Consider the following 13,491-nt stretch of genomic DNA (forward strand, 5'->3'; position numbering starts at 1 on the left):
GAGAATATGAACCGCACGACGCTGTTGCAGCGCGATCGCATCACTGTGAACGAGTTTCGCTGCACGGCGGAGCCTGGCGAGAAGCCGTTTGCCGAGCAGTTCGCCCGCCATTCTGTATCCTATGTGAGCAAGGGCAGCTTCGGCTGCCATTGCCGCGGCCGCTTCCACGAACTGGTGGCAGGATCGATCCTGGTCGGCCATCCCGGTGACGAATACACCTGCACTCACGACCACGTGGTCGGCGACGAATGCCTGTCGTTCTTCCTCGATCCGGAGTTCGTCGAGACGATCGGTGACCGCGCCGCGGTCTGGCAGGTCGGCTCGGTGCCGCCGCTGCCGGAACTGATGGTGCTGGGCGAACTCGCGCAAACGGCGGTAGGTGGCAACAGCGACATCGGCCTCGACGAGATCGGGCACCTGCTTGCCAGCCGCCTTGTCGAGCTGGTCTCCGACCGCAAGGCAAAACCCCTCACCGCCGGCTTGCGGGACCGACGCCGTGCGGTGGAGGCTGCGCTGTGGATCGACGCCAATTCACATCGCGCCATCGATCTCGACGATGCGGCGGAGCAGGCCGGCCTCAGCACATTCCATTTCCTGCGGCTATTCTCCGCCGTGCTCGGCGTCACCCCGCATCAATATCTCGTGCGCTCGCGGCTCCGCCATGCGGCACGACGGCTTGCCGACGACGACAGCCCGATCACTGATATCGCCTATGATGTCGGTTTCGGCGATCTCTCTAATTTCGTGCGCAGCTTCCACCGCGCCGCCGGCGCCTCGCCGCTGAAATTCCGCCAGGCTTCCCGCGGGGACCGCAAGATTTTCCAAGAACGTCTCGCGCTGCAATAGCTAGGGTTTCTTCAGGTTGCGCGTCACCGACGCGCCTATCACCTGGAGACCTCTCATGTACGACCATATCGGATTGCGCGTCGCCGACCTCGACGCCAGCGTGCGCTTCTACACGGCGGCACTGGCTCCGCTCGGCTTCGTGCTCTGCTCCCGCGACGACAGCGGCGCCGGCTTCGGCCCGAAGGGCGAGCCCGCGCTCTGGCTGCATCTGCACAAGGGCAAGGCCGCCGGCGGCGCCCATGTCGCCTTCCGCGCGCCGAGCCATGACGCGATCAAGAAGTTTCACAGCGAAGGCGCGAAAGCCGGCGGCAAGGACAATGGCGCGGCAGGCCATCGCAAGGACTATAGCCCGACTTATTACGCTGCGTTTTTGATCGATCCCGACGGCAACAATGTCGAGGCGGTGTGCACATAGGCGCGGGCCACCAACTCGACCGTTAAATCCATCAAGCAAGGACCCAATCCCATGGCTTCGATTTACAAGGACATCCCGATCGACGCGCCGGCCGACCATGTCTGGGACGCGCTGCGCGATTTCGGCGCGCTGCATACGCGGCTGGTGCCGGGCTTCGTCATTGACACCAGACGCGAGGGCGACGTGCGCATCGTCAGCTTCGCCAACGGCACCGTGGCGCACGAGACGCTGGTCGATTGCGACGACGGCCGACAGCGGCTGGTCTATACGATCACCCGCGAGCGGCTGAAGCAGCACTCGGCCTCGGTGCAGGTGTTCGCCGAACCCGACGGCCGCTGCCGCGTGCTATGGATCGCCGATGTGCTGCCGCACGACGTCGCGCCCTACATGGACGCGCAGATGGACCTCGGCGCGGCTGCGATGCAAACCGCGCTGGCCCGATCGGCCAAAGCGTTTTCGAGCGAAGTGGACGCCGGTTCGCGTGAAGAAAACGCGTCAAAATAAGAATCTAGAGCTTCGGTTCTGATTCAATCAGAACCGAAAATGCTCTAGGAACGAGAAAGTTGCGTGATCTTTCTCACGGAAGGTCGCGCCGCCAACCCGTAGGCCTCAACCCGTGCGTCCGGATCCTCGCCCGCAATCGCGGGCCGTGGACGCATCGGAGGTTTTGTCATGACGGGAGCCGACAAGGTCGTGTGCCAGGCGGCCACGCTGCTTCTGCTGTTTGCGCTGATATCGACGCCCGCGAAGGCGCAGTTCCTGGGAGGCGGCGGCGGCGGCCAGGACATGATGACGCAAATGGCGCCGATGCTGGAAATGATGAAGGCGAAGATGGGCAAGCGCCGCTTCGCCGCGATGATGCAGACCATGGGCCCGATGATGAGCCGCATGATGGATGGCGGCGGTGGCGGTCTCGGCGGGAACATGGGCGGCGGGGGAATTCCCGGCCTCGGCGGCATACCCGGAGGCTTTGGCGGCGGCGTGCCGAGCGCGCCCGAGAGTTACGGCGTCGGACTGGGCGGCATCAGTGGCGGCAGCGACATCATGGGCATGCTCGGTGGCGGCGGTGGCGGCGAGCTGATGGGGATGATCCCGCAAATTATGCGGATGGCGAATTTCGGCGGCGGCGGACGTCACGGCCGGCGGCACCGGCATCGGTGATACGGTCAACGGCGACACACTACTATCACCGTCACCCTGAGGAGGCTGCGCAGCAGCCGTCTCGAAGGGCGGCGGCCCAGCCATATCCACGAGAGCGGTGATCGCGCGCCGAGGCATCTGGGCCGTGCATCCTTCGAGACGCGCGGAGCCTGTCATCGGGCCGCGCTTCGCGCGGACCCGTTGGCGCTCCTCAGGATGACGGGTTGAGAAGCTTCTGGCTTGCCCCAGCGCGTCAGGATCACGCTTGCGCAGGACAGTACGCCAAGCACCCCCATCGAGGCGGCGGCGAGTGCGAAGAAATTCTGCGCGGTCGCGTCATGCGTCGACAGCCACCAGCCGCCGGTGGCGACGAAGATCAGCCGCGCGCTTTGCGCCAGCACCGGACCCAGCACCTTGGCGGCGCCCTGCGAGGAGAAGTACATCGACATCGCAAGCCCGATGAAGGCGTACATCGGCGCCGCGGTGGAGAGGTACTGATGGCTGGTGCTCCGCACATGCGGATCATCGGTGAAGAGATTGACCCAGAGGTCGGGGAAGACGGCGATGAAGCTGCCGACCGCACCGACCGAGAGGAATGCCAGCGTGCCCGCGGTCCAGGCAATACGCCGGGCGCGCGCGATGCGCTCGGCGCCAACAGCCATGCCGATCATTGGAACGGAGGCGATGCCGACGGCGAACGCGACCGACGTCAGCATGAACTCGAGCCGCGCGCCGATGCCGTAGCCGGCGAGCACTGGTGTGCCGAACTGTGCCAGCATGTGGGTGAAGATCGAGATCGTCAAAACCGATTGCAGCGGTGAGAAGCAGGAGACCGCGCCGACCTTGAGGATGTCGATGAACATCGCTCCCTGCACCCGCAAGCCCTTCAGTTTGGGAACGACACGGGCGCGACCGGAGAACAGGTACCAGCCCATCACGGTGATGCTGATCGAATAGGCGATCAGCGAGCCCGCGGCGACACCGCGCATGCCGAATTGCGGTACCGGACCGAGGCCGAGTCCCAGTGTTCCGCCAAGCATGATCTGCCACACCGCCGACGACAGGATCATGGTCGACGGCAGTTTCATGTTGCCGGTGCCGCGCAGGATGCCGGCCATGGTGTTCATGGTCCAGGGCAGGATCGCGCCGCCAAAGAAGATCTGCGAATAGCCGATCGCCTGCGCCAGCACATTGCTGCGGCCGCCAAGCAGTTCAAGCAGCCGCGGGCCGAAGATCAGCATGCCCAGCATGAATGTCACGCCGAAGGTAAGGCCGATCAGCAGCGCATGCGCCGCAAGCGTCGAGGCGCGCTCGATCTCGCCGGCGCCAAGCGCACGTGCAATTGAGGATGCCACGCCGCCGCCCATCGCGCCGCCCGACATCGTCATGGTGAGAATCACGCAGGGGAACAACAGCGCCATCGCCGCGAGCGATTCGACGCCGAGGCGGCCGATATACGATGTCTCGGCGATCACCACGCAGGTGCCGGCGGACAGCGCGATCACATTGGGCCAAGCCAGCCAGAGCAGCGTACGCAGGATCGGCCCGTCGAGCAGCGCATTGCGCGACGGCCTCGTCGCCGGTGGCGGCAGCGGTCGTTCGTGTTCGTCGACGGGTATTTCGGCGAGGCCGAGATCGGACATTTCTACTCCCAGCGCGCAGTCTGGGAGCCGCGCCATGGGTGTTTCCCTACCATGGTGGCAGCCGTTTCCACGTGCGCGGGACGCAAGGGGGGCCTGCGCGATTGCAGGTGAACCTTGGCGTGAACCTTGGCGTGAACCTTGGCGTGAACCTTGGCCTGAACCTTGGCCTGAACCTTGGCCTGAACCTTGGCGCTAGCCGACCGACCACACGAACGGCGCGCGGGCGCTTGCGTTCGGCTTCAGGTGCACCGGAATATGCCGCCCGCAACCTGCCGCCAGCCCCTCGAACAGGCCGGTCAGCACACTGGCACAGGCCGGATGATAATCGGCAACGTCGGCCATCAGCTTCCAGCCCTGTTGGCGGATTTCGAACTGCCCCTCGGAACAGCTGATCCCGGCGATATCGTCCTGTGACTCGAAGAGCACGCGCAAGAACGCGGCAAATTCCGTCGCGCGGCCACGGCTACCGCCAAGCGCCTTCGCAACCTCGTCGAAATACTGCATGCCGATCAGCTTGCCCGTCAGATGCAGCAGATAGCGCGCATCCTCCGGACCGAACACCTGCACAAGCACGGGTGCCGCAGTCTTCACATATTCCATCGCGTAGTTGCGATAGGCTTTTTCGAGCCGCGGCTTCGGCCAGCTGTCGACCGGCAGCGCCGGCGCAGTGTTCGGATCGAACAGCGGCGCCTCCAGATGGCGCGCAAAGACCAGCCGCTGGTCGAGTTCGAGCGGCCGATCATATTCGCAGTAGTAGCCTTCAAGCCCGTCCTGTCCGTCGACGCTCTGTTTGGTGCAGACGAAGCCAAGCCTGAGATCGCCGAGCGCGGCACCATTGTTGGCGTGCCAGCCGCGCAGCATCGCGCGCGAGACTTCGCCGGGCACACCGCAGATCGCGGTGCCCTTCCAGATCCAGCGCGGCGGCGGATAGCGGATCCAGGCCTTGCGGTCGGTCTCGACCATGTATTCGACGTGCACGCCGCCGATCCAGTTCGAGAGATAGTGATATTGCGCAGCCGCGACCGCCGGTGGCAGGCCTTCAAGGCCAAGCTTCTTGAGCCCGGGCAGGAAGCGCTCCTGCTGCTGGCGGCGAAACACCCGGAAAACAAACTCAGCAGCATCGGCCGTGCCCCGCCGTGTCACCACGGTGAGGATGAGGCCGGTGAAGAAGGCATGGTAGAGATCGGCGAGACTGCGCCATTTCAGCCATTGCGCCTCGCGCGCGTCCTGCTCTCCGGTCATGCTCGTTCCCGATTGTTGTTTTGCCGGAGTGTGTCATCGCCACAGAGGCAGCGCAACCAAACACACATTCGGTGTCATCGCCCGACTTGATCGGGCGATCCAGTATTCCAGAGGCAGATGTTATCTATTGAGAGGCTGCGGCGTACTGGATTCCCCGCTTTCGCGGGGAATGACAACGGAGGGAATTATCGCTAGACGCGGAAATGTTTAGAGAGCTTCAAGCCCTGCGCCTGGTAGTTGGAGCCGATGCGCTGGCCGTACATGGCGTCGGGTCGCTCGAGCATGCGCTCATAGACGAGACGGCCGACGATCTGGCCGTGCTCGAGGATAAATGGCACTTCGCGCGAACGGACTTCGAGCACCGCGCGCGCCCCCTTGCCGCCGGCGCCGGCATAGCCGAAGCCGGGATCGAAGAAGCCGGCATAATGGACGCGGAATTCGCCGACCAGCGGATCAAACGGCACCATCTCGGCGGCATAATCCGGCGGTACCTGCACCGCTTCCTTTGATGCCAGGATGTAGAACTCGCCGGGATCGAGAATCAGGCTGCCGTCGGCGCGCGCCTTGATCGGCTCCCAGAAATCGTCGACGGCGTAGCCGGCGCGCCGGTCGACATCGACCACGCCGGTGTGGCGCTTGGCGCGGTAGCCGACGAAGCCGTTCGAATTCTCGCCGGAGAGATCGACCGAGAGCGCCACGCCCTGCACGAGGTCGGCATCATCGATATCGACCAGCCGCTCGGCCGCATGCAGCGCGTCGAGCTCGTCTGCGTCGAGAACGGCATCGCCGATTCGGAAGCGCACCTGGCTCAGCCGCGAGCCCTCGCGCAGCAGCACGGGAAAGGTCTTCGGGCTGATCTCGGCGTAGAGCGGGCCGTGATAGCCGGCACCGATCATGTCGAAGCGGCGGGTGCCGTCGGCAATCACGCGGGTGAAGACGTCGAGCCGGCCGGTCGAGCTTTTCGGGTTGGCAGCGGCAACGATCTCCGGCGGCAGCGCGAGGCTTTCCAGCAGCGGGACGATGTAGACGCAATTGGTCTCCAGCACCGCGCCATCGGACAGATCGATCTCGTGCAGTTTCAACTGGTCGATGCGCTCCGCGACGGTGGCATCCGGCCCGGGCAGGAAGCTCGCGCGCACGCGGTAGGCGATATCGCCGAGACGCAGATCGAGGCTCGCCGGCTGGATCTGGCTCTCGACAAACGGGTACGCGGGCAGAATGAGGCCAGCCTCCGCCATCTCCGCAATCATGCGATCGGGCAGGATTCCGTTGGATTCATCTTCCAGCGTGAACGACACGGCGCGGTCCCTCGGGATGGCCCAAATCATACCCTGGGCGGCCATCCAGGCCCCAAAATATGGGCTTTTACGAGTTATCCGATGACCGCCTTGACGGAAAGGGCGCGAGGGAATATCAGCAGCACTTATCCCGTGGTGATTTGAGCCGGCCGGCTTGCAGCCACGTTAAATAAATCGCTAAACAGGCCGGGGACAGTGTGATCCCGGCTTGTGGAGCTTGCTCCAGGCCGGTTTTTTTGTGGCCGTTTTCTCGAGGAAACCGGTCGCGTTGGAGGTCACATGTCTGAATCTAAGGTTACCGCCCGCTATCGTCCCGAAACCCGCCTCGTCCATGGCGGCACACTGCGCTCGCAATTCGGCGAGACGTCGGAAGCGCTGTTTCTCACCCAAGGCTACGTCTACGACAGCGCGGAGCAGTGCGAGGCGCGCTTCAAGGGTCAGGATCCAGGCTTCATCTATTCGCGCTATTCCAATCCGACGATTGCGATGTTCGAGAACCGCATGATCGAACTGGAAGGCGCGGAGGCCGCGCGCTCGACCGCGACCGGCATGGCTGCGGTGACTACCGCGATCCTTGCGCCGTTAAAGGCCGGCGATCATCTGGTCGCCTCGAAAGCCCTGTTCGGCTCATGCCTTTACGTGGTGCAGGACCTGTTGCCGCGCTACGGCATCGAAACCACGCTGGTTGACGGTCTCGATCTCGACCAATGGCAGCGCGCATTGCGGCCGAACACCAAATCCTTCTTCCTGGAGAGCCCGACCAATCCGACGCTCGACGTGCTCGATATCGCGGCGATTGCCAGGATTGCGCACAGCGGCGGTGCACGGTTGATCGTCGACAACGTGTTCGCAACGCCGATCTGGCAAAGCCCGCTTTCGCTCGGCGCCGACGTCGTCGTCTATTCCGCGACCAAGCATATCGACGGCCAGGGCCGCTGCCTCGGCGGCGTCATCCTGTCGTCGGAAGCGTTCATCGCCGAGCACATCCACAATTACATGCGCCAGACCGGGCCATCGCTCTCACCGTTCAACGCCTGGGTGTTGCTGAAGGGACTGGAGACACTCGGCATTCGCGTCAAGGCGCAGACCGAGAGCGCGGCCAAGATTGCAGACGTGCTGGCGAACCATCCGAAGATCACGCGCCTGGTCTATCCCGGCCGCGCCGACCATCCGCAGGCCGAGACGGTCAAGAAGCAGATGCGCGCCGGTTCGACGCTGGTCGGCTTCGAGGTGAAGGGCGGCAAGGCTGGCGCCTTCCGCTGCCTCAACGCGTTGAAGATCGCGCGCATTTCCAACAATCTCGGCGACTCCAAGAGCCTGGTCACGCATCCCGCAACCACGACGCATCAGCGCCTGGCGCCGGAAGCCCGCGCCGAGCTCGGCATCAGCGAAGGCTTCATCCGCTTCTCAGCAGGCCTGGAGCACGCCGACGACCTGATCGAGGATATCGATCAGGCACTGGCGAAGGTCTGAGGCTGGCGTAGAAACTCCGAAGCGAGCTGAACTCCCTCTCCAGCTTGCGGGGGAGGGCTGGGGTTGGGGCTCTCTCCGCGAGTCACATCGCGGAGAGAGCCCCCACCCGCCGCGCTTTGGCGCGCAAGAGCGCTGCCGAGCACGTCGGCCTCCCCCGCAAGCGGGAGAGGCGAAGTGAAGTCAGCTGTTACGTCGCCGCCGTTGTGACGCCGCCGTCGATCACGATGGTCTGGCCGGTCATGAAGGTCGAGGCGTCGGAAGCCAGATAGGCGACCGCGCCTGCGATCTCGTCGGGCTCGCCGATGCGGCGCAGCGGCGTGGACGCGGTGCGGCGCTTCAGGTTCTCCGGATCTTCCCACAGCGCGCGAGCGAAATCGGTCTTCACCAGGCCCGGCGCCACGCAATTGACGCGCACGCCTTTCGGGCCCCACTCGCCGGCGAGGCTGCGGCACAACGCAAAATCCGCCGCCTTGGAGATGCCGTAGGCGCCGATCACGGTCGAGCCGCGCAGGCCGCCGATCGAGGAGATGATCACGACCGAGCCCTTGCCGCGTTCGGCCATCTGCGGAACCGCGAGCGCACAGAGCCAGATGTTGCTCTTGACGTTCGAGCCCATGATCTTGTCGAACGCCTCGTCCTTGATGTCGAGCAGCGGGCCGTAATAGGGGTTTACCGCGGCGTTGCAGACCAGGGTGTCGATCTTGCCGTAATGCTTGATCGTGCCCGAGACCAGCGCCTCGACCTCCTCGCGGCGCGAGATGTTGCAGGGGATGACAATCGCATCGCCACCATTGCTGTTGATTCCGTCGGCGACCTCCTTGCAGGCGTCCGCCTTACGCGAGGAGATCACGACCTTGGCGCCGAGCTTTGCCAGCAGTTCGGCGGAGGAACGGCCAATGCCGCGGCTCGAGCCGGTGACGACGGCGACGGTGCCTGTGAGATCGAACGGGGTGTTTTTCATTGTTGTTGTCTCCCTGACTTTTACAAAGACTCGTCATGCGCGGGCTTGACCCCCGCATCCATCCTCCCAGGAGCGACGGGTTGCCGGGTCAAGCCCGGCAACGACAGATCAACCCAACAGCCCGCCACCCTCGCTGACGCGGCGGAGGTGGTAGTCGGTGTCGCCGAGCGTGTTCTCGATCATGGTCAGCCGCTTGAAGTAATGGCCGATCTTGGCCTCCATGGTCATGCCGATGCCGCCATGGAGCTGGATCGACTGCTGGCCTACGAACTTCAGCGACTTGCCGATCTGCACCTTGGCCGCGGCGACCGAGTTGGCGCGCTCCTTTGCGTTGTCGAAGTCCGACGCCATGGTCGCAAGCATCGACATGCTGCGGGCCTGCTCCAGCGCCACGAACATGTCGGCGGCGCGGTGTTGCAGGCTCTGGAACGAGCCGATCGCAACGCCGAACTGCTTTCGCGTCTTGATGTATTCGACGGTCTCCTTCAGCGACTCGTCCATCGCACCGACCGCCTCGGCGCAGATCGCGGTACGGGCTTCGTCCGCCACGCGTTCGATTAGCGGCAGCGCGTTCTCGGGATCGCCGATCACAGCATCAGCGCCGACCTCGACATTGGTGAAGGTGATGTCGGCCGCGTGCAGGCCGTCCTGGGTCGGATAGCCCTTCCTGGTGATGCCCTTGGCGTCTGCCGGCACCAGGAACACGCCGATGCCGGTCTTGTCGCGCTGGCCACCCTTGGTGCGCGCAGTGACAATCAAGGTGTCTGCGTTCTCGCCATTGAGCACGACGAACTTCTCGCCGTCGATGACCCAGCCGTCGCCTTTTTTCTTGGCCGATGTGACGACATCGTGAAGATCGTAGCGCGAGTTCTTCTCGAGCTGCGCGAAGGCAAAGGTCTTGCTGCCGTCGATGATGCCCGGGATGTATTTCGCCTTTTGCTCGGCAGAGCCGCCGTGGCGCAGGAAGCCGCCGGCGATGACGACCGTGGCGAGGTACGGCTCGACCACCAGCGCCTTGCCGAGCGCCTCCATCACGATCATGGTCTCAACTGCGCCGGCGCCGAAGCCGCCATCGGCCTCCGCGAAAGGCAGACCGAGCAGGCCCTGCTCGGCGAGCTTGCCCCAGAGCGTTTTGCTCCAGCCGCCCTTCTCCTTCATGTATTTCTTGCGCGCATCGAAGTCGTAAGCGTCGGTGAGAAGCCCGTCGACGCTTTCCTTGAGAAGCCGCTGCTCCTCGGACAGATCAAAATCCATGTTCGTTTCCTTAAACTGAAAGTCATTACCGAAACCGGGACCTCTTCACCTCGCCCCGCCTGCGGGGAGAGGTCGGATCGCATCGTCAGATGCGATCCGGGTGAGGGGATACAGGTCTCACCGCGAGTGATTGCGCGGAGAGAGCCCCTCACCCCAACCCTCTCCCCGCAAGAGCGGGGCGAGGGAGAAGAGAGATCAAAGCCCCAGCACCGCCTTGCTGATGATGTTGCGCTGGATCTCGTTGGAGCCGCCGTAAATCGAAACCTTGCGGTTGTTGAAGTAGCTCGGCGCGATCTGCGCGCTCCAGTCCATGCTCTCGTTCGAGCCGGCGTCGCCGTGCTCATCGTAAGGCGCGGCGAACGGGCCGATCACTTCCATCAGGAGTTCGGTGGTGGTCTGCTGGATTTCCGAGCCCTTGATCTTGAGCACCGAAGAGGCCGGGTTGGGCTTGCCCTTGCCGTGCTTGCCTTCGTCGGCGACGACGCGGAGCTGGGTCAGCTCAAGCGCCTTCAGCTCGATCTCACAGGCCGTGAGCTTCTCGCGGAACGCCAGATCCTCGATGACCGGACGGCCACCCGCCTCGACCTTAGAAGCGAGGTCGCGGATGCGGCGCAGCCGCTCCTTCGACACGCCGACCCGGGCGATGCCGGTGCGCTCATTGCCGAGCAGGAATTTGGCGTAATCCCAGCCCTTGTTCTCCTCGCCGATCAGATTTTCGTAGGGCACCTCGACGTCGTCGAAGAAGACTTCGTTGACCTCATGGCCGCCGTCGATGGTCTGGATCGGGCGCACCGTGACGCCTTTCGACTTCATGTCGAACACAATGAAGGAAATGCCCATCTGCTTCTTCGCATTGTTGTCGGTGCGGCAGAGGCAGAAGATCATGTCGGCGTGCTGGGCGAGCGTGGTCCAGGTCTTCTGGCCGTTGATGATCCACTTGTCGCCCTTGCGCTCGGCCTTGGTCTTGAGCGAGGCGAGGTCCGAACCTGAGCCCGGCTCCGAGAAGCCCTGGCACCACCAGTCGTCGACATTCGCAATACGCGGCAGATACTGCTTCTTCTGCGTCTCGTTGCCGAAGGTGTAGATGACAGGACCGACCATGCTGACGCCGAAGGCGAGCGGCTGCGGCGCCGGATAGGACTGCAGCTCCTCATTGAAGATGTAGTGCTGGACCGAGGTCCACCCCGTGCCGCCATACTCCTTCGGCCAGTGGGTGACGCCCCAACCCTTCTTGTTGAGGATGCGCCACCAGGTGACCATCTCGTCCTTTGACAGATGGCGGCCCTCCTGCAGCTTGCGGCGCGTGTCCGGCGGGACATTAGCCTTGAAGAACGCCCGCACGTCCTCGCGAAACGCTATCTCTTCCTTGGTGAAAGCGAGATCCATCGGATCCTCCTTTGAAAATTCAACTGCTTGATGCGGCTTGTTGCGGTTTGGGTTGGGACGCCTGTGGCGGCTGCTGCTGGCGCAATTCGTGGCGCGACAGTTTGCCGACCGGGGTGCGCGGCAATTCGGCGACGAACTCGACCGCGACAGGCAATTCATGCTTGCCGAGCTTGCCGGCGAGGTACGCGCGCAGTTCGTCGATCGAGAACGGTGCCTGCCCGTCGCGCAGCTTGATGAAGGCTTTGGCCGCCTCGCCGCGGTAATCGTCCGGGATGCCGATCACGATCACCTCGTGCACGGCGGGATGCGTGTAGATCGCCTGCTCGATCATCTGCGGATAGACGTTGAAGCCGCCGGAGATGATCATGTCCTTCTTGCGGTCGACCAGATAGAAATAGCCGTCGGCGTCCATGTAACCGATGTCGCCGGTCAGGAAGCGGTCGCCGACAAAGGCTTCCGCGGTTTCCTTCGGCCGATTCCAGTAGCCCTTGGTGACGTTCGGACCGCGGATGCGAATCTCGCCGACTTCGCCGATCGGCATCAGCTTCGTCGAATCCTCCAGCGACACCACGTCCATCTCGATGCCGGGCAACATCAACCCGATCGAGCCCGGTTTGTCCGGTCCTTCCTTCGGATGGCCGGTGCCGGGCGAACAGGTCTCGGTCATGCCCCAGCCGCTCTTCAGCTTCATGCCGACGCGGCGCTCGAAGATTTTTGCGACTTCCACCGGCAACGGCGCGCCGCCGGAGCCGCAGGAGACCAGTGACGACAGGTCGCGCTTGTCGAGATCGGGCAAGCCCGCGATCGCAATCCACATCGTCGGGACGCCAGGAAACATCGTGGCACGCTTGACCTCGATGTCGCGCATCACGGCCTCGACGTCGAAGCGCTGGTGCAGCGAGATCAGATGGCCGCGGCGGATCGCCGAGAGCAGCACGACCGTGAGCGCGTAGATATGGAACAGTGGCAGCACGCAGATTACGCGCTCGATCTCGTTGCGCTCGAGGCGCCCCGGCTTGCCCCAGATGTCGTAGATCGACACCGCGCCGGTCAGATTGCCGTGGCTCAGCATCGCGCCTTTCGGCAGGCCGGTGGTGCCGCCGGTGTATTGCAGCAGCGCAACGTCCTCGACATCGATCGCCGGCCATTGCGACGGCTTGGTCGCGCCGTCGATGAACTGGCTGCGCGTGATGATTGCGGGGTTATCGGGCAGCGCGGTCTGGGCCGTGCCGGCCTTGCCCCACTTGTCGTCCTCGCAGACGATGAGGCGATCCAGCAAACCCTTGGCGAGGAATTTCAGCGCGGTCGGCAGCAGCGCCGACAGATTGCTGGTGACCAGCACCCGCGCGCCGGAATCCGACAGCTTGTGCGACAGCGCGATCTCGCCGTCGAGCGGCGACAGGTGCACCACGCGAGCGCCGGCCTTCAACGCGCCGAAGAAGTTGATGGGATGATCCGGCGTGTTGCCGAGAAACAGCGCGATCGATGCGCCCTTGCCGTAACCGGCGCGCATGAAGGCGCTAGCTGCAGTTTCAACCAGGGCTTCCAGCTCGCCGTAGCTGATTGGCCGGTCACGGAATTCGAGCACCGGGCGCGCGCCATACTCGGCAGCGGCGGTGGAAAGTAGATCGGGCAATGTGCCGCGCACGATCTCGTCACTCCAGTGCACGCCCTTGGGATAATATTGTTCGCCGGGATGGGTCATGAAGGTTCTTGATTCCGTGAGATGAGCACCGCTGCGCAGGCTCCCCTCCCCCTTGCGGGGTCGAGACGAGCAAAGCTCGCTCTTAGGGGTTGGGGAAGGGGTACCACTCGGGAAGTCCCGATGCGGCC

12 protein-coding genes and 1 riboswitch are annotated in these 13,491 nt (G+C 63.9%); of the genes, 5 read left to right on the forward strand and 7 right to left on the reverse strand.

Annotation, left to right across the window (positions count from 1 at the left end; genetic code table 11):
• Positions 1-6: 6 nt before the first annotated feature.
• From ACP2YO_RS45550 to ACP2YO_RS45565, 4 genes are all read left to right on the forward strand, one after another.
• Complete coding sequence (locus ACP2YO_RS45550; protein WP_426437654.1) at positions 7-846, forward strand: helix-turn-helix transcriptional regulator; 840 nt, start codon at positions 7-9, stop codon at positions 844-846.
• A gap of 55 nt (positions 847-901) precedes the next feature.
• A complete protein-coding gene (locus ACP2YO_RS45555) occupies positions 902-1,261 on the forward strand; it encodes a VOC family protein (protein ID WP_426437655.1) in 360 nt (119 codons plus the stop codon).
• A gap of 51 nt (positions 1,262-1,312) precedes the next feature.
• Positions 1,313-1,765 (forward strand): SRPBCC family protein, encoded by a 453-nt coding sequence (locus ACP2YO_RS45560; protein WP_426437656.1) that lies wholly within the window; start codon positions 1,313-1,315, stop codon positions 1,763-1,765.
• A 168-nt stretch (positions 1,766-1,933) separates the two neighbouring features.
• Positions 1,934-2,422: a hypothetical protein gene (locus ACP2YO_RS45565; RefSeq protein WP_426437657.1), complete on the forward strand. Its 489-nt coding sequence runs from the start codon at positions 1,934-1,936 to the stop codon at positions 2,420-2,422.
• A 152-nt stretch (positions 2,423-2,574) separates the two neighbouring features.
• On the opposite strand, the gene ACP2YO_RS45570 is transcribed toward ACP2YO_RS45565, so the two are convergent.
• The 3 genes from ACP2YO_RS45570 to ACP2YO_RS45580 form a co-directional block, all read right to left on the reverse strand.
• A complete protein-coding gene (locus tag ACP2YO_RS45570) occupies positions 2,575-4,044 on the reverse strand; it encodes an MATE family efflux transporter (RefSeq protein WP_426443477.1) in 1,470 nt (489 codons plus the stop codon).
• A 192-nt stretch (positions 4,045-4,236) separates the two neighbouring features.
• On the reverse strand, positions 4,237-5,286 hold the full coding sequence (locus ACP2YO_RS45575) for a hypothetical protein (protein ID WP_426437658.1): 1,050 nt from the start codon (positions 5,284-5,286) through the stop codon (positions 4,237-4,239).
• A 191-nt stretch (positions 5,287-5,477) separates the two neighbouring features.
• On the reverse strand, positions 5,478-6,614 hold the full coding sequence (locus tag ACP2YO_RS45580) for a 2'-deoxycytidine 5'-triphosphate deaminase (protein ID WP_426443478.1): 1,137 nt from the start codon (positions 6,612-6,614) through the stop codon (positions 5,478-5,480).
• Positions 6,615-6,706: 92 nt separating this feature from the next.
• A riboswitch (SAM riboswitch) is annotated at positions 6,707-6,786 on the forward strand.
• A 77-nt stretch (positions 6,787-6,863) separates the two neighbouring features.
• On the opposite strand from ACP2YO_RS45580, the gene ACP2YO_RS45585 reads away from it, so the two are divergent.
• Positions 6,864-8,057: an O-succinylhomoserine sulfhydrylase gene (locus ACP2YO_RS45585; protein WP_426437659.1), complete on the forward strand. Its 1,194-nt coding sequence runs from the start codon at positions 6,864-6,866 to the stop codon at positions 8,055-8,057.
• Positions 8,058-8,244: 187 nt separating this feature from the next.
• Here ACP2YO_RS45585 and ACP2YO_RS45590 read toward each other — a convergent pair whose 3' ends face one another.
• The 4 genes from ACP2YO_RS45590 to pimA form a co-directional block, all read right to left on the reverse strand.
• Positions 8,245-9,018, reverse strand: a complete 774-nt coding sequence (locus ACP2YO_RS45590) for an SDR family NAD(P)-dependent oxidoreductase (RefSeq protein ID WP_426437660.1) — start codon at positions 9,016-9,018, stop codon at positions 8,245-8,247.
• A 108-nt stretch (positions 9,019-9,126) separates the two neighbouring features.
• Complete coding sequence (gene pimD / locus ACP2YO_RS45595) at positions 9,127-10,272, reverse strand: pimeloyl-CoA dehydrogenase small subunit (protein ID WP_426437661.1); 1,146 nt, start codon at positions 10,270-10,272, stop codon at positions 9,127-9,129.
• Between the two features lie 195 nt (positions 10,273-10,467).
• A complete protein-coding gene (gene pimC / locus ACP2YO_RS45600) occupies positions 10,468-11,658 on the reverse strand; it encodes a pimeloyl-CoA dehydrogenase large subunit (protein ID WP_426437662.1) in 1,191 nt (396 codons plus the stop codon).
• Positions 11,659-11,677: 19 nt separating this feature from the next.
• The gene (pimA, locus tag ACP2YO_RS45605; RefSeq protein ID WP_426437663.1) at positions 11,678-13,363 is read right to left on the reverse strand and encodes a dicarboxylate--CoA ligase PimA; all 1,686 of its coding nucleotides are present in this window, start codon (positions 13,361-13,363) and stop codon (positions 11,678-11,680) included.
• Positions 13,364-13,491: the final 128 nt, after the last annotated feature.

Source organism: Bradyrhizobium genosp. P (assembly GCF_049949265.1).
Taxonomy (GTDB): Bacteria; Pseudomonadota; Alphaproteobacteria; order Rhizobiales; family Xanthobacteraceae; genus Bradyrhizobium.